Below are 19,169 nucleotides of genomic sequence, written 5' to 3'. Positions count from 1 at the left end.
ATTCCATGTACGTTAAGAGTCGCAATCGACCCTGTCCAGAGCTGGGAGCAAGATGATGCGCAACGGATTCCCGGACCCGGCCGACCCGGCCGACCTGGTCATTCGGGGTGGTCGGGTGATCACGATGGACGACCGCCGCAGCGTCGCGCAGGCGCTCGCGGTACGCGCCGGACGGATCGTCCGGGTCGGCTCCGACGCCGAGGTCGCGCCGCTGGCCGGGGCCGGGACCCGGGTGGTCGACCTGCGCGGCGCCACGGTGCTGCCGGGCATCAACGACTCGCACCTGCACGGGGCCTGGCTGGGCACCATGTGGCCCGCCACGCTGATGGACCAGCTGGCCGCGGCCGGCCCCGGACCCGGCGGGCACGACGGGCACGACGGGCAGCCGGGCGGGCACGACGGGCACGGCCACGGCGCCGAGGGCCCGGCGCTGGCGGCGCTGGCCACCGAGGAGGAGCGCCGCCGGGCGGTGCTGCGCACCGGGGAGCTGCTCGCGGGCCTGGGCGTCACCAGCTACACCGAGCCGGGCCTGGGCCCGGGCGAGGACGCCGGGCCCACCGGCTGCTTCTCCGCCGCCGTGCTGGAGACGTACGCCGCGCTGGCCGCGGAGGGCCGGCTGCGCGCCCGGGTCACCGCGCTGCTGCTGTTCGGGCTGCTGGACGGCGCGAGCAGCGCCGCCGACCTGCTGCGCGGGCTGGAGCGCTTCCCCGGCCCGGCCGAGGTGCCCGGCTGGTTCCGGGTGAACGGGGTGAAGGTCTTCGCCGACGGCATCCCGCCGATGGGCAGCGCGTGGAGCGAGGAGCCGTACGCCGACGGGGGCCACGGCGCGCTGCTGGTGGACGGCGCGGACCCGGGCGAGCGGGAGGCGAACCTGCGGGCCATGATCCGGGCGGCGCACGCGGCCGGGCACCAGGTCGGGGTGCACGCCACCGGCAGCCGCACCACCCGGGTGGTCACCGAGGCCTTCGCCGAGGCCCGCGCGCTGGACGGCCGGGACGGGCGGCACTACCTGATCCACGGCGACGTGCTGCACCCGGCGACGCTCGCCGCGATGGCGGCGGCCGGGGTCGGGCTGAACACCCAGCCGGGCATCGCGGTGGCGACCGCGCCGATGCTGGCCGGCGCGCTGGGCGCACCGGCGCTGGCGCACGCCTGGCCGGTGCGCGACGCGCTGGCCGCCGGGGTGCGGCTGTGCCTGAGCAGCGACGCGCCGGTGCTCGCGCCGGACTGGCGGGCGTCGGTGGCCGCCGCCGTCACCCGGGCCGGGGTGGACGGCACCGTCCACGGCCCCGAGCAGCGGATCGCGCTGGCCGAGGCGCTGTACGCCTGCACGGCGGCCCCGGCCCGGCAGGACGGGGCGGAGGCGTGGAAGGGCACCCTGGAGGCGGGCAAGGTCGCCGACCTGTGCGTGCTGGGCGCCGACCTGCGCGGGGTCGAGCCGGCGGCGCTGCCCGAGGTGCCGGTGGTCATGACGGTGGTCGACGGGACGGTGGTGCACGAGGCCTGACGCCGGGCCGGCCGCCGCACGGGCGCGCCCCGGACCCGCCGCGTGCGGGGTCCGGGGCGCGCCCTCGGTGTGTCAGGCGGGGACGTCGGTGCCCCAGGAGGCGCCGGGGGCGACCACGTCGCGGTCCAGCCACAGGTGCTCCACCGCGGCGCGCAGTTCGTCTCCGTGCCTGGCCAGCAGGTCCAGCGCTCCCAGGTTGCTCTCGAACTGGGCGGCGCTGCTGGCGCCGAACAGCACGCCGGCGGCGGCCGGGTGGGTGAGGCAGAACGCCACCGCGAGCTGGGCGGCGGTGGCGCCGAAGCCCTGGGCGATCCGCAGCACCTCGGGGTGGCTGGCGCGGATCGCCTCGCGGATGCCGCCCGGGTCGGCGCCGATCTTGCGCCGCGGGTGCAGCCGGCCCGCCAGGATGCCGCCCTCGAAGACGTCCGAGGCCTGGAGCCCGAGGCCGTCGGCGAACAGCCGGCCGTACGGTTCGCCCTCGGGCACCGAGCGGCGCGCCAGGCTGTACTTGAGCTGGGCGAAGACGGGTTCGGGCATGCCCTCGGCGCGGGCGAAGCGCACGGCCTCGCCGAGCGCCCGCGCGGACCAGTTGTTGACGCCCCAGGCGTCGAAGCGCCCCGCCCTGATCAGCTCGGCCACGTCGGTGACCACGGCGGCCACGTCCAGCTCGCCGACGTAGTCGCCGGCGACCATGAGGTCCGCCCGGTCGGTGCCGATCCGCTCCAGCGAGACGTCGGTCTGCTCGGCGAAGGAGGCGGCCGGGTAGTCCCAGAGCCACAGCTTGCCGCAGAGCAGGTAGTCGGAGCGCTTCAGGCCCGCGCCGCGCACCGCCTCGCCGAACAGGATGTCGGTGACGGCGTTCTCGGCGTGCGGGCCGAAGTCGTAGTGCGCGACGTCGAACAGGTGGACCCCGTGCGCCACCGCCCGGTGCACCAGTTCGGCGGCCTCCTCGGTGGTCATCCGGTCCCAGGTGTTCCAGGAGCCGAGCCCGAGCACGGGCACCTCGGGGCCGCGGGCGCCGAGCCGGCGGCACGGCACCGCGGCCGCGGCCCCGGGGGCCGTGCCGTCCGCTCCCCCGCCGCCCGCCGCCGCACCGTCGGGGGACACCGTCTGCGAGAACTCCACGCCAACCTCCTCGGATGGGATGCCGTACGGCCCTGGCCGCCGACCCCCAGATCGTATAGCATCCAGCATATTCTTTTCGTCAAGGAGGCATGCGATGTCCCTGCACCCGGACTCCCCGCCGGCGGCCGACCCGACCCCCATCATCGGGACGGCCATCGGATACATGGCCGCCAAGCAGCTGTTCGCCGCCGCCGACGCGGACCTGTTCGCCGCGCTGGCCGACGGCCCGCTGGACGTTCCCGGCATCGCCGCCCGCACCGGGCTGCCGGAGCGCACCGGCCGCGTCCTCGCCGACGCGATGGCCGGCCTCGGCCTGCTGGAGCGGGTCGAAGGACGGTACGCCAACTCCCCCGCGACCGCCACCTACCTCGCCGGCACCGGCACCGGCGTCGACCTGCGCCCCTTCCTCGGCTTCCTCGACTCGATCAGCTACGGCCACTGGCTGGGCTTCGGCGAGACCAGCCGCACCGCCGAACCGGCCGCCCTCGACCTCTCCGGCGACCGGATGCCCGCCTTCCTGGCCGGCGTGATGACCTACAACGCGCTGCACGCCCGGCAGCTGGCCGAGCACTTCGACTTCACCCGCTACCGGCGGGTGCTGGACCTCGGCGGGCTGTCCGGCTCGTTCCTGGCCGAGGCGCTGGCCTCGGCGCCCGGGCTCACCGGCACCTTCCTGTCCGCCGGGGAGCTGGTCGGGCACGCCCGCGGCGTCCTGGAGGCGGCCGGGGTCGCGGACCGGGTGGAGATCGCCGAGGGCGACGCGACCGCGGGCGAGGTGCCCGGCGGCTTCGACCTGGTGCTGCTGGAGCACGTGGTGCACCGCTTCGACGCCGGGCAGAACCGCGCCATCGTCCGCCGGGCCCGCCAGGCGGCGGCCGAGGGCGCGACCCTGGTGCTGCTCGACTTCTTCCTGGACTCCGACGAGCACCAGCGCACCATCGACGCCCTGCACGCCGGCGAGTACCTGGTGATCGACGGCACCGTGGTCTACCCCGAGGACGAGGTGCGCGGCTGGCTGCGCGAGGCCGGCTGGGAGCCGGTGGAGACCCGCGCGCTGCCCGGCAGCCCGCGGATCATCATCGCGGAGGCCCGGTGAGCACCGGGCGCGTGGTCCTGGTCACCGGGGCCGGCAGCGGGATCGGCCGCGCGGTCGCCGAGGCCTTCGCCGCGGCGGGCGACCGCGTGGTGGTCGCCGACCTGGACGGGGCGGCGGCGCAGCGGGTGGCGGCGGGCATCGGCGCGGCGGCGCTGGCCGTCACCATGGACGTCGCCGACCGGGCCTCGGTGGTCGCGGCGGTGGCCGAGGCCGCCGACCGCTTCGGCCCGGTCGAGGTGCTGGTCAACAACGCCGGGCTGGCGGGCGGCGGCGGGCCGCTGATCGACCTGCCGGCGGAGGTCTTCGACCTGGTGCTCTCGGTCAACCTGCGCGGCACCTTCCACGTCACCCAGGTGGTCGGACGGCAGATGGCCGACTCCGGCCGGGGCCGGGCGATCGTCAACATCAGCTCCATCGGGGCCCGCCAGCCCACCCCGGGGCTCGGTCACTACGAGGCCACCAAGGCCGCCGTGGACGCGCTGACCCGCACCGCGGCCCTGGAGCTGGCCGGCCACGGCATCCGGGTCAACGGCGTGGCCCCGGGCCCCGTCCACACCCCGATGACCGCCCCGCTGACGGACGACGCGGCGGCCCGCGCCGCCTGGGAGGCCCGCATCCCGCTGGGACGGATCGCCGAGACCGCCGACCTGACGCCGCTGGTGCTCTTCCTCGCCTCCGACCAGGCCCGGCACATCACCGGCGCGGTGGTCCAGGTGGACGGCGGCCAGCTGCTGGTCTGACCCGTACGGCGCAGGGGGCGGGGAGCCGGTGGCTCCCCGCCCCCTCCTCGTGCGACGGCCTTGTCAGCTACCGGACTTGGCCTGGTGCAGCGCCTCGGCGGTGGCCGTCTTGTGGGCGCAGGCGACCCGCTCGATCTCGGCCGCGTCCGCGCCCTGCTCGATCAGGTCGAGGATGTTCTCGTGCTCCACCACCGAGCGCCGCGCCCGGCCCGGCACGTAGGTGAAGGTGGAGCGGCGCATGTGGTCCAGCCGCGCCCACTCCGCCTCCAGCAGGGAGCGCAGGTGCGGGTCCGGGCAGTGCTGGTAGATCGAGAAGTGGAAGGTGCGGTTGAGCACGGTGAACGCGGCCGGGTCGAACCCCTCCAGCGCGGCCACCATCCGCTGGTTGATCTCGCGCGAGGCCGCGATCTGGTCCGCCGTCAGCAGCGGTGCGCTGACGGCCGTCGCGTACCCCTCCAGCCTCGCCAGGATCTGCAGGGAGTGCTCGACCTGCACGGCCTCGAAGACCGCCACCCGGGCGCCGATGTTGCGCACCACCTCGACCAGGCCGTCCGACTGGAGGCGGCGCAGCGCCTCGCGCAGCGGGATGGTGCTGACCCCGGCCTCCTGCGCCAGCTGGTTGATCACCAGCCGGTAGCCGGGGCCGTACGTGCCGTCGAGGATGCGCGCGCGGAGCAGCTCGTAGCTCTGCTCGGCCTTCGAGCCGGCCGCCTTCGAAGCCTCCTGTTTCGAGGCGGCCTGTTTCGGAGCCGCCGCCTTGGAGCCGGCGGCCCCGGACTGTTCCTTCGCGGAACCCAACGCCCTTCCCTCACTTCTCCTCGCCGCGCTGCCCGCCCCCGTCGCGGGCCGCAGCGCGGCCCGCGCGCCCTGGGCTGTCAACGTTCCAACGCCTTCCGCACGGTGTCGCGGAAGGCGGTCCCCGTCAGAGCGCCGAGGTGGTCGCCGGGAACGGTGACCAGCTCCGCCCCGTCAAGGGAAGCAACGATACCGTCGATGCCCCGGGTCATCGCGTCGTCCGCGCCGACCACCACCAGCGGTGCCGCGGCGCGGGCCCAACTCCCGGGCGCGAAGGGGGTCCTGGCCAGGCCCTCGACCAGCAGGGCGAGTCCGGCGGCGCGTTCGCCGTGCGCGCGGACCAGGCCGGCGACCATCGCGGTGAGCGGGTCGGCGGGCTCGGTGCCGTCGGCCACCGCGCGGTGCAGGGCCTGCGTGTCGAGCGCCGCGAAGGGGTCGGCCGGGCTCAGCCCGCCGAGCACCACCCGGCCCACCCGCTCGCCGGCCACGGCCGGGAACTCCCAGGCCAGCCGGGCGCCCAGGGAGTAGCCGACCACGTCGAACCCGGCCACCCCGGCGGCGTCCAGCGCGGCCAGCAGCCGGGCCACCAGTGCGGTGGCACCGGCCTCGGCCGGGTCCGCGGGCGCCGGCGAGGCGCCGTGGCCGGGCAGGTCGGGCACCAGCACCGTGCGTCCGGCGGCGGCGAGTTCGGCGGCGGTGCCCGGCGCGATCCAGTCGCTCTCGCCGTCCGAGGCGAAGCCGTGCAGCAGCAGCACCGCGGGCGCGCCGTCCACGGCCGGGCGGCCGACGTCGGACGGTGTGACGATCCGTACGGCCAGGCCGGTCAGCTCTCTCATGCCCGGTACACCTCTCCCTGTTTTCGCATACGATTTTTGATAGTACGGCACTCGCCCCTGCTCGCAGGACTCCCGCCGAGGGGGACTTGCGCCAGCAGATCATGTACGAAGTCGTATCGGATAGACCATGGTCAGCTCTTCTTCGCTCCGCTATCGTGCATGATTGCGTATACGATTATGGAGGGCAACATGGCGCACCCCCTCGGCCTCGCACCGGGAAAGATCGTCGCGGTCCATCTCAACTACCGCAGCCGCGCCGCCGAACGCGGCCGCACCCCCGAGGTCCCCTCCTACTTCCTGAAGCCGTCCTCCTCGCTGTCCTGGGACGGCCGGCCGGTGGTCCGGCCCGCGAACTGCGAACTGCTCGCCTTCGAGGGCGAGATCGCCGTGGTCATCGGCCGCCGGGCGCACCGGGTCGGCCGCGAGGAGGCGCTCTCCCACGTGGCCGGCTACGCCGCCGCCAACGACTTCGGCGTCTACGACCTCAAGCACGCCGACCTCGGCTCCAACCTGCGCGCCAAGGGCCGCGACGGCTACACCCCGGTCGGCCCGGTCCTGCTCACCGACGTGGACCCCGCCCGGCTGCGGCTGCGCACCTGGGTCAACGGCGAACTGGTCCAGGACGCCTCCACCGAGGAGCTGCTGTTCCCGATCGACCTGCTGATCGCCGACGTCTCGCGCTCCACCACCCTGGAGCCCGGCGACCTGCTGCTGGTGGGCACCCCGGCCGGCTCCACCGTGGTGCGCCCCGGCGACGTGGTCGAGGTCGAACTGGCGGACGGCGGACGGCTGCGCAACGAGGTCGTCGCCGAGGAGCCGGGCGTCACCGAGTACGGCGTGCTGCCGCGCGTCACCGAGGAGGTCCGCCGCGCCGCCCACGGCTCCGCGCGCCCGGACGCCGGGGACACCGCGGAGGACACCGCCGGGGAGGCCGTGCCGGTCCCCGGGCTGGACGCGCGGACCGCCGAGCTGCTGCGCACCGTCTCCACCGCCACCCTCTCCACCCAGCTGCGCAGGCGCGGCATCGACCACCACTTCGTCGAGGGCGTCCGCCCTGGCCGCCCCGACCTGCGGATGGTCGGCACCGCCCGGACGCTGCGCTACCTGCCGCTGCGCGAGGACGTGTTCGCCGCCGTCGGCGGCGGGATGAACGCCCAGAAGCGGACCGTCGAGGAGCTCCAGCCCGGCGAGGTGCTGGTGATCGAGGCCCGCGGCGACCACGGCGCCGGCACCCTCGGCGACATCCTGGCGCTGCGCGCGCTGCGCCGCGGCGCGGCCGGCGTGATCACCGACGGCGGGCTGCGCGACAGCCCCTCCTTCGCCGGCCTGGACCTGCCCTCCTACTACGGGGTGCCGCACGCGGCGGTGCTCGGCCGCCGCCACGTGCCGGTGGACTCCCAGCTGCCGGTCGCCTGCGGCGGCGTCCTGGTGTGCCCCGGCGACGTGCTGGTCGGCGACGCCGAGGGCGTGGTGGTGATCCCGCCCGCCCTGGCCGCCGAGGTCGCCCGCGACGCCGCCGCGCAGGAGGACGAGGAGCGCTTCATCCTCCGCCAGGTCGACGCCGGCGCCTCGGTCGACGGCCTCTACCCGATGGCCCCGCACTGGCGCGCCCGCTACGAGGAACAGCGCCAGGACTCCTGAACCACCCCCCGCTCCCCCGTCCCGCCCCACCCCGACGGAGAACCGATGAAGTTCCGAAGCGACCCGGCCGCGATCCGCGGCTCCCTGGCCCCCGTGGTCACCCCCTTCACCGAGGACGGCGCGGTCGACCACGACTCGCTGCGCTCCCTGGTGCGCTGGCAGCTCGACTCCGGCTCGCACGGCATCTCGCTGGGCGGCTCCACCGGCGAGCCGAGCGCCCAGAGCACCGCCGAGCGGATCGCCGCGATGCGCACCGTCGCCGAGGAGGTCGGCGACCGGGTCCCGTTCCTGCCCGGCACCGGCTCCGCCAAGCTCGACGAGACCCTCGAACTGACCGCCGCGGCGGCCGAACTGGGCGCCGACGCGGCCCTGGTGATCACGCCCTACTACGCCCGCCCCACCCAGGAGGGCCTCTACGACTGGTACGCCACGGTGGCCCGGGAGTTCCCCGACCTGCCGCTGGTGGTCTACAACGTGCCCTCGCGCACCGCCGTGGACATCGACCCGGAGACGGTGCGCCGGCTGTTCACCGACTTCGACAACGTCGTCGGCGTCAAGGAGACCACCAAGGACTTCGAGCACTTCTCCCGGGTGATCCACGCCTGCGGCCCCGACCTGCTGGTCTGGTCCGGCATCGAGCTGCTGTGCCTGCCGCTGCTGGCGCTCGGCGGGGCCGGATTCATCAGCGCGGTCGCCAACCTGGCGCCCGCCGCGGTGGCCCGGATGTACGAGCTGTGGGAGCAGGGCGACCACGCCGGCGCCCGGGAGCTGCACTACCGGCTGCACCCGCTGGTGGACCTGCTCTTCGTCGAGACCAACCCGGCCCCCGCCAAGTGGGTGCTCGCCGAGCAGGGCCGGATCGCCTCCGCCCGCGTCCGCCCGCCGCTGTCCTCCCCCACCGAGGCCGGCCTCACCCGGATCCGCGCCCTGCTCGCGCAGGGCGGCGACCTCACCCGGCAGCCGTGACCCCCCACCGCAGCACAGGAGACGAGATGACCACCACCACCGAGGCCCCCGCCGCCTCCCCCGCCCGCCCGGCCGCGCTGCCGGACCGGATCGACCACTGGATCGGCGGGCGCACCGCCGCCTCCGCCGACGGCCGCACCTTCGAGGTCGCCGACCCGGTCTCCAACACCGTCTACGCCACCGCCGCCGCGGGCGGCGCCGCCGACGTGGACCGCGCCGTGGCCGCCGCGCGGGCCGCCTTCCCCGCCTGGTCCGCGCTCGGCAACCGCGAACGGGCCACCGTGCTCAACCGGATCGCCGACGCGGTGGAGGCCCGCGAGGAGCAGCTCGCGGCCTTCGAGTCCTTCGACACCGGGCTGCCGATCACCCAGGCCCGCGGCCAGGCCCGGCGCGCGGCCGAGAACTTCCGCTACTTCGCCGACGTGATCGTCGCGCTCGGCGAGGAGTCCTTCCGGGTCGGCACCCAGCAGCTGAACTACGTGGTGCGCACCCCGGTGGGCGTCGCCGGGCTGATCACCCCGTGGAACACCCCGTTCATGCTGGAGAGCTGGAAGCTGGCCCCCGCCATCGCCTCCGGCTGCACCCTGGTCCTCAAGCCCGCCGAGTGGACCCCGCTGTCGGCCTCGCTGTGGCCGGACATCCTCGCCGAGGCGGGCCTGCCGGCCGGCGTCGTCAACATCGTCCACGGCATCGGCACCGAGGCCGGGCAGGCCCTGGTCGACCACCCGGACGTGCCGATCCTGTCCTTCACCGGCTCCACCGCCACCGGCCGGCACATCGTGCGCTGCTCCGCGGACCGGCTCAAGACGGTCTCCATGGAGCTGGGCGGCAAGTCCCCGGTGGTGGTCTTCGCCGACGCCGACGTGGAGGCCGCGCTGGACTCGGTGGTCTTCGGGGTCTTCTCGCTGAACGGCGAGCGCTGCACGGCCGGCTCCCGGGTGCTGGTCGAGCGCCCGCTGTACGAGGAGTTCACCCGCCGCCTGGCCGAGCGCGCCGAGCGGGTCAGGGTGGGGCTGCCGGGCGACCCGGCCACCGAGGTGGGCGCGCTGGTCCACCCGGTGCACTACCGGCGGGTGCTGGACTACGTGGAGGCCGGGCGCGCCGAGGCCCGGCTGGTGGCCGGCGGCACCCGCCCCGCCCACCTGCCCGAGGGCAACTACCTCCAGCCGACCGTCTTCGCCGACGTGCCCAGGGACGCCCGGATCTTCCAGGAGGAGATCTTCGGCCCGGTGGTCGCGGTGGCCCCCTTCGACGACGAGCACGAGGCCGTTGACCTGGCCAACGCCACCGAGTACGGTCTGGCCGCCTACGTGTGGACGTCCGACCTCAAGCGGGGTCACCGGGTCGCCCACGCGGTGGAGTCCGGCATGGTCTGGATCAACTCCCACAACGTCCGCGACCTGCGCACGCCGTTCGGCGGTGTGAAGGCCAGCGGTCTCGGCCGCGAGGGCGGTGCCCACAGCATCGACTTCTACACCGAGTCCAAGATCGTTCATGTGATGCTCGGCGAGGTCCACACCCCTCGCTTCGGCGCCGACGGGCAGCACTGAACCCGCACGAAGGAGGTCACGGACATGCTCACACCGCCGGACGTCGTACGGTCCGCCTACGCCCAGCTCGTGGTCACCGACCTGGCCCGGGCCCGCTGGTTCTGGGTCGACATGCTCGGCTTCCACGTCCAGCACGAGGACGCCGCCACGCTCCACCTGCGCGGCACCGACGAGCTCACCCACCACAGCCTGGTGCTGCGCACCGGCGACGCCCCCGCGCTGGACCACCTCGCCTACCGGGTCCGCGCCCCCCGGGACCTGGACCGCGCCGAGGAGTTCTTCGCCGCCCTGGGCTGCCCGGTGCGCCGGGTGCCGGCCGGCGCGGGCACCCTGGGCGTCGGGGACGCGGTGCGGGTCGTGGACCCGCTCGGCTTCCCGGTCGAATTCTTCCACGCGATCGACCGGGCCGAGCGGCTGATCCAGCGCTACGACCTGCGCCGGGGCGCCGAGGTGGCCCGCCTGGACCACTTCAACATCGTGGTGCCGGACATCCCGGCCGCCTACGAGCACTACCGCTCGCTGGGCTTCGGCTGCTCGGAGACCATCGAGGGCGACGAGCACGAGATGTACGCCGCCTGGATGTACCGCAAGCAGACCGTGCACGACGTCGCCTTCACCAGCGGCGCCGGACCGCGGCTGCACCACGTCGGGGTGTTCGCCCCCGAGGCGCACCAGGTGCTGCGCACCGCCGACATCTTCGGCTCGCTGCGCGCCGAGCACCACATCGAGCGCGGCCCCGGGCGCCACGGCGTCTCCAACGCCTTCTACCTCTACCTGCGCGACCCCGACGGACACCGGGTGGAGATCTACACCTCCGACTACTACACCGGCGACCCGGACCACGAGACGTACCGCTGGAACGTCAACGACGACCGCCGGCGGGACTTCTGGGGCAACGCCGTGATCGAGTCCTGGTACAAGGAGGCGGTGCCGGTGCTGGACCTGGACGGCAGGCCGCGGCCGGTGGTGTCGGCGGCGCTGGACGAGTCGGCCGTGAAGGTCGGCGCGGACGGGCTGGGCATCGTCCCGGCGGCCCGCGAGGGCTGAGCCCCGACGGGCGGCGGATCCGCCCCGGGCCGCTCCCGGGACGGCCCCGCCGCCCCTCGGTCCCTTCCCTCCCAAGATCGTACGGATGCAAATGGCCTGGTCGGCACGCTAGATTCGGCCCACGACAGCCGACGACGGCGCACGGCGGGCCAGCCCGCCGCAACGGGGAAGGGACAAGCGGTGACCGGCAGGCATACCGTCCAGGAGACCGAGCGCGCCGTCCTGGCGAAACTGGGCCGGGTGCCGCTGCTGCGCGCCCGGATGGCCGCGGTGGCCAACATCCACCGGGCCGCGGCCTCGGTGCGCCAGCACCTGGAGAACTCGGTGCTGCGCGGCGCGCAGCTCAGCTGGACCTCGTTCGTGGTGCTCTGGGTGGTGTGGATCTGGGGCGAGCTGGAGACCCGTCACGTCGCCGAGGAGGCGGGCATCTCCAAGGGCACGCTCACCGGGGTGGCCAGGACGCTGGAGTCCCGGGGCCTGGTGGAGCGCTCCGGGCACCCCTCGGACGGGCGGCTGGTGCTGCTGCGGCTGAGCCCGGCGGGCGAGGAGCTGATGGCGGAGCTCTTCCCCCGCTTCAACGAGGAGGAGGCCTTCGTCTCCGGCGCGCTGTCCGACGAGGAGTGCGAGCAGCTGGCCGGGATGCTGCGCCGGATCGTCGGCACCCTGGAGCGCGACGGCGAGGCCCGCAGGGCGGAGCTGGCGCAGGACGCTCCCCCGCCGCCGCGCCCCGGCGGCCGGCGCCGGCGCGACGGCTGAGCGCCCGGCCCTGCCTGTCGCGCGGGCAGGGCCGGCGGCCGGTCAGTAGCGCAGGACGGCGGCGATCCGGCCGGCGTCGGCGAGGGTGCCGTCGGGGACGAAGCCGACCTGCCCGCCGGTGTCCAGGGTGCGCTCGATGACCTCGTCGACGATGTCCTCGCGGGCCCCGGGCTGGTCGGCCTCGGCGGGTACCAGGTGCTCGCCGTCGTCGCGCACGGTGGCGCGGAAGTTCTCCTCGACCACCAGCCGGGCGATCCGGCCGTCGCCGACGGCCTGCCACAGCTCGTCCAGGCCGGCCGCGAACTGCTGGGCGCCGCGGGCCCTGTCGAGCTGGGCGAGGTTCTCGGCGACCTCGCGTTCGGCCTGCGCGCGCACGGCGGGCTCGACCACCTTGCGGACGGTCTCGGCGTCGGCCTGGGCCAGCCCGCCGTGCGGCAGCTGCGCGGTGGACTCCTTGGCGATCGGGCCGACGGCGTCCAGCAGGGCGAGCGCGGCGGCCTCGCCGACCACGTACAGCGGGCGGGGGGCGGCGGCCAGCAGCTTGCCGACCTCGGTGTCGGCCTGGCGCAGGAAGGTCTTGGTCGCCTCGTCGCGGAAGGTGCTGGGCGTGTCGCCGATCTGCTCCTGCCGCTCGGGGTCGGGGTTGTCGAAGACGCGCACCAGCGGGAAGCCGCGGTCCCTGTCCTCGGTGACCCGCTCCGCGGTGCCGCCCCACAGCACGACCCTGTCGGCGGCGACGGCGAGCACCCAGTGCGGGCGCTCGGCGGCCTGGGCGGCGACCAGGTTGCGGGTCAGGAAGGTGTCGGAGAGGACCACCCGGGCGGGGGCGGTGCGCCCGAGTGACCACACCTGGTGCTCACCCGGCGCGGCGAGGATCGCCAGGCCGTCCTCGGCGTGCACCAGGTCGACCTCGGCGAGGGCCCGGTCGAGCTGCTCCAGCACCTCGATCCGGTCGGCGCGGGAGACCTTCGGGTCGGCCTGGACGCGCTCCTTCGCCTCGGCCAGCAGGTTGCGCAGCCGCACCGGGTCCTGGGCGTTGTCCGGCTCCCTGCGGTGCGTGGGCATCAGGATCGACACCGCCGGATAGGGCCGCGGCCGGCGCAGCTCGGCGAGGACGGCGGGGCTGAGGTCGGGGCGCATGGAGACCCTTTCCGAAGGCGGTCGGCCTTCTTTCGTGGACGCGCGAAGCCATGGCACTGCTGCCAAATGTCGTCAATGTACCTATTGACGGCTTCGGCGGCGCGCGAGCACGGCTCCGGGGCGGGGTCTCGGGTACGGGCGGGGGCCTCCGGGGGGTCTTCCGGTACGGGCGGTGTCCCGCCCGCGCCGTCCGGGGTCGGACGGCGCGGGCGGGACGTGACGGTCAGGGCCTGACGGTCAGGGTGCGACGGTCAGGACGCGACGGTCAGAACTGGACGTCGGTGCAGGAGTAGAAGGCGTTGCCGGTGTCGGCGACGTCCCAGACGGCGACGACCACCTGGTGGCCGGTGCGGCCGCTGGGCAGGGTCGCGGTGTGGACGGTGGTGGCGGCGGGCTGGCGGCCGTTGTAGGGGACGGTCAGGAACGGGGTCAGGTCCAGGGAGGCCCGGGTGATCGGCTGGCTCGCGTTGTAGCCGGGCTTGGTCAGGTAGTACTTGAAGTACGAGGTGGAGTGCCTGGCCTCGATCTCCCAGGTGAAGTTGAGCTGCTGACCGGCCGTCACCTTGGTGGTCGGCCAGGCACCGCCCCGGGGGTTGTCCAGCGGGGCCCAGCGGCCGTCGCCGCCGGCGCAGATGGTGCCGTCCGCCGGGCCGCGGCTCGGGAAGCCCTTGGGGCCCTCGACGCTCTGCGGCTCCCACTGGATGTCGCCGCAGTCCCACGGGACGGCGTTGGCGCCGCAGAGGGCGGAACGGCTCGGCGGCAGGTTGATGAAGCCGTGCGACTGGGCCGGCAGGGCCGCCGCGATCGGCAGGGCGATCGCGGCCGCGGCGGCGGCGATCAGGTGGCGCTTGCGCATGCGCATGGTGCTCCTCCGTGGGGGTGGATGGAGTGTGCGCCCGGCACGGGACGTGCGCGTGGGGGTGCGCACGATGGCCTGCCCGAGGCATGGCATGCCCGTGCCAGACCGGTTGCCCGACACCGTAGGATCTGCCTTCCCTCCGCGTCAATGGTCTGAACCATTTGCGCCAAAACCCCGTGAATACTGGGCACCGTACGGCAGTTGGCGATCCGCGCCCGTGCGGAAATATTTGCATAAGCGCACTACGGGCTCTGGCCGATATTTTGGTCCGTGGCTTATCCTGGTACCCAGCCACACCCGCAAGGAGGCCAGGCCCATGACCGCCACGGACCCCGCGCTCACCGCCCTCGCCAACGGCTGGGGCGCCCTGTCCCTCCTGCACGGCAGGATCGAGTCCCACATCGAACGCGCCCTCCAGTCCGGGCACGGCCTGAGCGTGCGGGAGTACTCGCTGCTCGACGTGCTCAGCCGCCAGCACGACGGCGACGGCGGGCACCTCCAGATGAAGCAGGTCGCGGACGCGGTCGTGCTCAGCCAGAGCGCCACCACCCGCCTGGTCACCCGACTGGAGGACCGCGGACTGCTGGCGCGCTACCTCTGCCCGACCGACCGCCGCGGCATCTACACCAACGTGAGCGAGGACGGCCTCAGGCTCCTGGAGGAGGCCAGGCCGACCAACGACGCCGCCCTGCGCGAGGCGCTCGGCGAGGCCGCCCGCACCCCCGAACTGGCCTCGCTGGTCAGGGCGGTCGAGGCCGTGGACGCCGCCTCCCCCGCCCACTGACCCCGGCCGGCTTCTCCGGCCACCGACCCCGGCTGCCTCCCCCGCCCGCCGACCCCGGCTGCCACTTCAGGCCGCCCACCCGTACGCACCCCGGGCCCGGCCCGTCCCCGACCGCACCCCGCGGCCCGGGGCGGACCGGGCCCGGCCGCGCTTCCGCCCACCCCACCCACCCCGGAACCCTTGGCGCACGCCGCCTGTCTGCGCTTGCATTTATCGCGCGCCTGCAACTATTGTTCAAGCATGCAAGGCGCTCACTCAAGCAATCCCAGAAGGGTCGGTTCCATGCCCCTGGCTCTCCTCGCCCTGGCCATCGGCGCGTTCGGGATCGGGACCACCGAGTTCGTGATCATGGGCCTGCTGCCCGAGATCGCCGGCGACTACGGCGTCTCCATCCCCCACGCGGGCCTGCTGGTCACCGGCTACGCCCTCGGCGTGGTCCTCGGCGCGCCGCTGATGACCGTCCTCGGCACCAGGATCGGCCGCAGGACCATGCTCATGCTGCTGATGGGCCTGTTCACCGCGGGGAACCTGCTCTCCGCGTTCGCCCCGTCCTTCCCCGTGATGCTGGCCGGGCGCATCGTGACCTCGCTCGCCCACGGCGCCTTCTTCGGCATCGGCTCCGTCGTCGCCGCCGACCTGGTCGCCCCGGAGAAGAAGGCCGGCGCCATCGCCACCATGTTCACCGGGCTGACCGTCGCCAACATCGTCGGCGTGCCGCTGGGCACCTTCGTCGGCCAGGCCGTCGGCTGGCGCACCACCTTCGCCTTCGTCGCCGCGCTCGGCGTGGTCGGCCTGCTCGGCATCGCCAGGCTCGTCCCCGACCTGCCCCGCCCCGAGGGCGCCCACCTGCGCCGGGAGCTGACCGCCTTCCGCAACCCCCAGGTGCTGCTCGCGATGGCGATGACCGTGCTCGGCTTCGGCGGGGTCTTCGCCGCGATCACCTACATCGCCCCGATGATGACCGACGTCGCCGGCTACGCCGACGGCTCCGTCACCTGGCTGCTGGTGCTGCTCGGCGTCGGCATGTTCCTCGGCAACCTGCTCGGCGGCCGCTACGCCGACCGCAGGCTGATGCCGATGCTCTACACCACCCTCGGCGGACTCGCCGTCGTGCTGGCCCTGTTCACCCTCACCGCCCACAGCAAGGTGCTCGCCGCCGTCACCGTCCTGCTCATCGGAGCCCTCGGCTTCGCCACCGTCCCCCCGCTCCAGAAGCGGGTCCTGGACCAGGCCCACGGCGCCCCCACCCTGGCCTCCGCCGTCAACATCGGCGCCTTCAACCTCGGCAACGCGCTGGCCGCCTGGCTCGGCGGCGCCGTCATCTCGGCCGGCCTCGGCTACACCGCCCCCAACTGGGTCGGCGCCGCCCTCGCCGCGTCCGCCCTGCTGCTGGCCCTGTGGTCCGCCGCCCTGGAACGCCGCGACCACAGCCGCCCGGCCGCCGCGACCGTCCCCACCCCCGTTCCCGTCCACCACTGAACGCCCCTCCCGGAGAACCGACATGAGCACCACCACCACCGCCGTCGCCCCGCTGACCACCGCCGACGCCGAGACCCTCGTCGCCGCAGCCCGCACCGCCGCCGAGGCCGCGGACGTGCCGGTCAGCGTCACCGTCCTGGACGCGGGCGGCCACCTGCTCGCCTTCCGCCGCGACGACCGGGCCGTACTGATCTCCGGCGAGACCAGCACCCGCAAGGCCTACACCGCCCTCCAGCTGAACGCCCCCACCGCAGACCTGGTCGACCTCGTCAAGCCCGACGGGCCGTTCCACACCCTGCCCACCGCGCTGGACCGCCCGCTGCTGTTCATCGCCGGCGGCGTCCCCGTCCACCGCGACGGCCGCCTGATCGGCGCCGTCGGCGTCGGCGGCGGCGCCCCCGAGCAGGATCACGCCTTCGCCACCACCGCACTGCGTCAGCTCGGCTGACACCCGGCCCGTCCCGGCCCGCATCGTCCCGGCCCGGGGATGTGGCGGGCAGGGGGACGGACGGCCCGCCATCGGCCGTCCGTCCCCCTGCCGCCGAAACGGAGCCCCCATGCGCCGACGCCGCGGCGCCCTGCTGACCGCCGCCCTCCTGGCCCAGCTCGCCGCCGGACCCACCCACGCGGCGGCACCGGCCCCCGTCGGCCAGTGCGTGGTGGTCCGCAGCGGCGACACCCCGCTGGGCGGCGCCGAGGTGACGCTCTACCAGGCCGGGGACGACACCGGCGCGGTCGGGCTGGCCTTCCTGATCATCCTGGCGGTCTTCCGCGGCCTGCTGGTCGCGGTCAAGGCGGCGGTGCTCAACCTGCTGTCGATCGCGGCCTCGTACGGGGTGGTGGTGGCGGTCTTCCAGTGGGGCTGGGGCGGGCCGGCGCTGGGGGTGGCGGGGAAGGTCCCGATCGAGGGCTACGTGCCGATGATGATGTTCGCGATCGTCTTCGGGCTGAGCATGGACTACGAGATCTTCCTGCTCTCCCGGGTGCACGAGGCCTGACTGCGCACCGGGCGCAGCCAGGACGCGGTGGCGCACGCGCTGGGGATCACGGCGCGGGTGATCACCTGCGCGCGCTGATCATGGTGAGCGTGTTCGCGGCGTTCGTCGTCAGCGACAACGTGGTGGTGAAGATGATGGACCTGGGCGATGGCCACCGCGTCGGTGTGGCTGGTCCTGGTGTTCACCGTCGTGTGGGGGGTCCAGGTCGCCGGGGCGCCGCCCCGCATGGTGGCGCTGCTGCTGGTCTTCTCCGCCTTCGCCGTTCCGGTCGTCTCGGCGGTCGCGGTGACGGCCGTTCCGCACGGACGCACCCGGCGGCCGGTGCTGGTGGCCGCCGTCCTCCTGGCCGTCGTGGCCTGCGCCCTCGCTGTGGCGGCCCTCTGAGGACACGTACCCGGGGCCGGGGCCGTACCCGGGGCCGGCCGAACCGCCGTCACGACCCCCGGACGCCGTGGCGCAGCGTGACGGCGGCGCGGACGGTGTTGGCCTGCTGGGCGGCCTGGCGGGCGACGGGCAGCCACCGGGGGCGGAAGCGCCGCTGGTACTGGGCGCACCAGTCCCCCAGGAGTTCGTCGAGGCGGGCGGCCTGGGGTGCCGCGGGGGCGCCGGCGGCCCGGACGGCGCGGCGCAGCAGGGCGGCGGCGCGGACCGGGACGCGGTGGGCCCACAGGTCGATGCCGGTGAGGCGGGCGCGGGTCATCGGGGTGTGCGGGAGGTCGTGTCCGTGGGCCTCGGGGTCCCATTCGTCGGCGAGTTGGTGCAGGGCGGTCAGCGGGGTGCGGGCGGCGCGCAGCAGCGGGGTGTCGGGGGCGGGCAGGTGGGGCCGGGCGGCGTCGAGGAGTGCGGTGAGCTGCTCGCCGCGTTCGCGCAGGCGGTCGGCGCAGGAGCGCAGGTGGTGGTGGGCGGTTTCGGCGGGGCGGGTGTCGCCGAGGTGGGCGCTGGTCCAGGCGGGGACTTCGACCAGGACGGTCTCGCCGCCGTGGCGTTGCGGGGCGAACCAGGTGCCGGCCCGGACGCCGTCGGTGCGCTCGTGCGGGGTGAGCATGCCGGTGGTGCTCTCCTGGTGGTCGATGTGGTGGGGGGTCATCAGGTAGACGCCGGGGCCTGATTCGTGGAGGCGGAAGGTGTCGAAGGCGCCGGTCTCGACGGGGATGCCGAGCGCGGCGGCGGAGCGGGCGAAGGGGTGGGCGAGGGCGGCGGGGTCGCTGGTGGCCTGGACGAAGGTGCCGCCGACGTCGGTGCTGTGCAGGGAGAACTGGAGGGTGGGGCGCAGTTCGTCGATCAGGTCGAGGAGGGTGCGGCTCTCCGGGAGGGCGGCGCCGATGGCGGGGGCCCATTCGGGCTGTTCGTCGGCGGCGGGGCGGTAGTAGTGGTCGAAGTAGGCGGGCAGGGTGCGGGCGGTGCGGCTGCCGTCGGCGAGGTGGGCGCCGTCGGGGTCGAGGCAGAGCAGGAAGTGCCAGGCCAGGTCCGGGTGTTGGTGGGTGAGGGCGTGGTGGGCGAGGTCTTCGGTGGCGGCGCGGCCGGCGAACTCGTCGGCGTGGGCGCCGGAGACGATCAGCACGTTGTGCGGGCCGCGGCCGACGGTGAGCAGGGTCAGCGGGCGCCCGGCGCGGGAGGTGCCGACGGTGCGCACCCGGCACCGGCCGGGCCACCGGTCGGCCAACTGCCTTGCGGTGGCGTCGAGTTCGTCCAGGCTCGGGTAGTGGTCACGGATGCCCGCCGGGTCCGTCGCGTCGGTCGCCATCGGTTCCTCCCCTGTGCCGCGGACGCCCGCGGCGGATCGTGGTCGTGGCAAGCAGTTGTACCCGCCGCACGCCGCGAACGGCCCGGGCCCGTCCGGGTGCGGGGAC

At 74.7% G+C, this 19,169-nt stretch carries 18 protein-coding genes and 1 pseudogene; 13 read left to right on the top strand and 6 right to left on the bottom strand.

Annotated elements, in window-relative coordinates:
* Window positions 1-55: 55 nt before the first annotated feature.
* Window positions 56-1,507, top strand: coding sequence for an amidohydrolase (locus ACIQOW_RS28325; protein WP_401089582.1), 1,452 nt, complete (start codon window positions 56-58; stop codon window positions 1,505-1,507).
* Window positions 1,508-1,579: 72 nt separating this feature from the next.
* Here the strand turns inward: ACIQOW_RS28325 and ACIQOW_RS28320 are convergent, their stop codons facing one another.
* Window positions 1,580-2,632: an aldo/keto reductase gene (locus ACIQOW_RS28320; protein WP_401089580.1), complete on the bottom strand. Its 1,053-nt coding sequence runs from the start codon at window positions 2,630-2,632 to the stop codon at window positions 1,580-1,582.
* Between the two features lie 94 nt (window positions 2,633-2,726).
* On the opposite strand from ACIQOW_RS28320, the gene ACIQOW_RS28315 reads away from it, so the two are divergent.
* Together ACIQOW_RS28315 and ACIQOW_RS28310 are read left to right on the top strand one after the other, a co-directional pair.
* The gene (locus ACIQOW_RS28315; protein WP_401089578.1) at window positions 2,727-3,728 is read left to right on the top strand and encodes a methyltransferase; all 1,002 of its coding nucleotides are present in this window, start codon (window positions 2,727-2,729) and stop codon (window positions 3,726-3,728) included.
* The gene (locus ACIQOW_RS28310; RefSeq protein ID WP_401089576.1) at window positions 3,725-4,468 is read left to right on the top strand and encodes an SDR family NAD(P)-dependent oxidoreductase; all 744 of its coding nucleotides are present in this window, start codon (window positions 3,725-3,727) and stop codon (window positions 4,466-4,468) included. The genes ACIQOW_RS28315 and ACIQOW_RS28310 overlap by 4 nt, the downstream gene beginning before the upstream one ends.
* Window positions 4,469-4,531: 63 nt before the next feature.
* Here ACIQOW_RS28310 and ACIQOW_RS28305 read toward each other — a convergent pair whose 3' ends face one another.
* Window positions 4,532-5,266, bottom strand: a complete 735-nt coding sequence (locus ACIQOW_RS28305) for a GntR family transcriptional regulator (protein ID WP_401089574.1) — start codon at window positions 5,264-5,266, stop codon at window positions 4,532-4,534.
* A 77-nt stretch (window positions 5,267-5,343) separates the two neighbouring features.
* Entirely contained in the window at window positions 5,344-6,099 is a 756-nt protein-coding gene (locus tag ACIQOW_RS28300; protein WP_401089572.1) for an alpha/beta fold hydrolase, read from the bottom strand.
* A 189-nt stretch (window positions 6,100-6,288) separates the two neighbouring features.
* On the opposite strand from ACIQOW_RS28300, the gene ACIQOW_RS28295 reads away from it, so the two are divergent.
* The 5 genes from ACIQOW_RS28295 to ACIQOW_RS28275 all read left to right on the top strand — a co-directional run bounded on the left by ACIQOW_RS28295 (window position 6,289) and on the right by ACIQOW_RS28275 (window position 12,059).
* Window positions 6,289-7,740 carry a fumarylacetoacetate hydrolase family protein gene (locus tag ACIQOW_RS28295; protein WP_401089571.1) on the top strand — a complete coding sequence of 484 codons (1,452 nt, stop codon included), beginning with the start codon at window positions 6,289-6,291 and terminating at the stop codon, window positions 7,738-7,740.
* A gap of 45 nt (window positions 7,741-7,785) precedes the next feature.
* The gene (gene dapA, locus ACIQOW_RS28290) at window positions 7,786-8,706 is read left to right on the top strand and encodes a 4-hydroxy-tetrahydrodipicolinate synthase (RefSeq protein WP_188296844.1); all 921 of its coding nucleotides are present in this window, start codon (window positions 7,786-7,788) and stop codon (window positions 8,704-8,706) included.
* Window positions 8,707-8,732: 26 nt separating this feature from the next.
* Window positions 8,733-10,256 (top strand): 5-carboxymethyl-2-hydroxymuconate semialdehyde dehydrogenase, encoded by a 1,524-nt coding sequence (hpaE, locus tag ACIQOW_RS28285; protein ID WP_401089569.1) that lies wholly within the window; start codon window positions 8,733-8,735, stop codon window positions 10,254-10,256.
* A 24-nt stretch (window positions 10,257-10,280) separates the two neighbouring features.
* Window positions 10,281-11,303 (top strand): 3,4-dihydroxyphenylacetate 2,3-dioxygenase, encoded by a 1,023-nt coding sequence (gene hpaD, locus ACIQOW_RS28280; RefSeq protein WP_401089567.1) that lies wholly within the window; start codon window positions 10,281-10,283, stop codon window positions 11,301-11,303.
* 180 nt (window positions 11,304-11,483) lie between these two features.
* Complete coding sequence (locus ACIQOW_RS28275; RefSeq protein WP_401089565.1) at window positions 11,484-12,059, top strand: MarR family winged helix-turn-helix transcriptional regulator; 576 nt, start codon at window positions 11,484-11,486, stop codon at window positions 12,057-12,059.
* Window positions 12,060-12,101: 42 nt separating this feature from the next.
* On the opposite strand, the gene ACIQOW_RS28270 is transcribed toward ACIQOW_RS28275, so the two are convergent.
* Window positions 12,102-13,199, bottom strand: a complete 1,098-nt coding sequence (locus ACIQOW_RS28270) for a chemotaxis protein (protein ID WP_401089563.1) — start codon at window positions 13,197-13,199, stop codon at window positions 12,102-12,104.
* 265 nt (window positions 13,200-13,464) lie between these two features.
* On the bottom strand, window positions 13,465-14,055 hold the full coding sequence (locus ACIQOW_RS28265; protein ID WP_401089561.1) for a lytic polysaccharide monooxygenase: 591 nt from the start codon (window positions 14,053-14,055) through the stop codon (window positions 13,465-13,467).
* A gap of 319 nt (window positions 14,056-14,374) precedes the next feature.
* Here ACIQOW_RS28265 and ACIQOW_RS28260 point away from each other — a divergent pair, with 319 nt between their 5' ends.
* From ACIQOW_RS28260 to ACIQOW_RS28240, 5 genes and pseudogenes are all read left to right on the top strand, one after another.
* Window positions 14,375-14,842: a MarR family winged helix-turn-helix transcriptional regulator gene (locus ACIQOW_RS28260; protein ID WP_401089559.1), complete on the top strand. Its 468-nt coding sequence runs from the start codon at window positions 14,375-14,377 to the stop codon at window positions 14,840-14,842.
* A gap of 282 nt (window positions 14,843-15,124) precedes the next feature.
* Window positions 15,125-16,321, top strand: coding sequence for an MFS transporter (locus ACIQOW_RS28255; protein WP_401089557.1), 1,197 nt, complete (start codon window positions 15,125-15,127; stop codon window positions 16,319-16,321).
* A gap of 22 nt (window positions 16,322-16,343) precedes the next feature.
* Window positions 16,344-16,769 (top strand): heme-binding protein, encoded by a 426-nt coding sequence (locus ACIQOW_RS28250; protein WP_401089555.1) that lies wholly within the window; start codon window positions 16,344-16,346, stop codon window positions 16,767-16,769.
* A gap of 286 nt (window positions 16,770-17,055) precedes the next feature.
* Window positions 17,056-17,465 (top strand): annotated as a pseudogene (locus ACIQOW_RS28245) (MMPL family transporter); the annotation flags it as partial.
* A 1-nt stretch (window position 17,466) separates the two neighbouring features.
* Window positions 17,467-17,703, top strand: a complete 237-nt coding sequence (locus ACIQOW_RS28240) for a hypothetical protein (RefSeq protein WP_401089553.1) — start codon at window positions 17,467-17,469, stop codon at window positions 17,701-17,703.
* A 49-nt stretch (window positions 17,704-17,752) separates the two neighbouring features.
* Here ACIQOW_RS28240 and ACIQOW_RS28235 read toward each other — a convergent pair whose 3' ends face one another.
* A complete protein-coding gene (locus ACIQOW_RS28235; protein WP_401089551.1) occupies window positions 17,753-19,063 on the bottom strand; it encodes a M14 family zinc carboxypeptidase in 1,311 nt (436 codons plus the stop codon).
* Window positions 19,064-19,169 lie beyond the last annotated feature (106 nt).

This window comes from Kitasatospora sp. NPDC091335 (assembly GCF_044757205.1).
Lineage (GTDB): Bacteria > Actinomycetota > Actinomycetes > Streptomycetales > Streptomycetaceae > Kitasatospora.
Note: the sequence above shows the minus strand (reverse complement) of the source record. Positions and strands in the feature narration are given on the sequence as shown.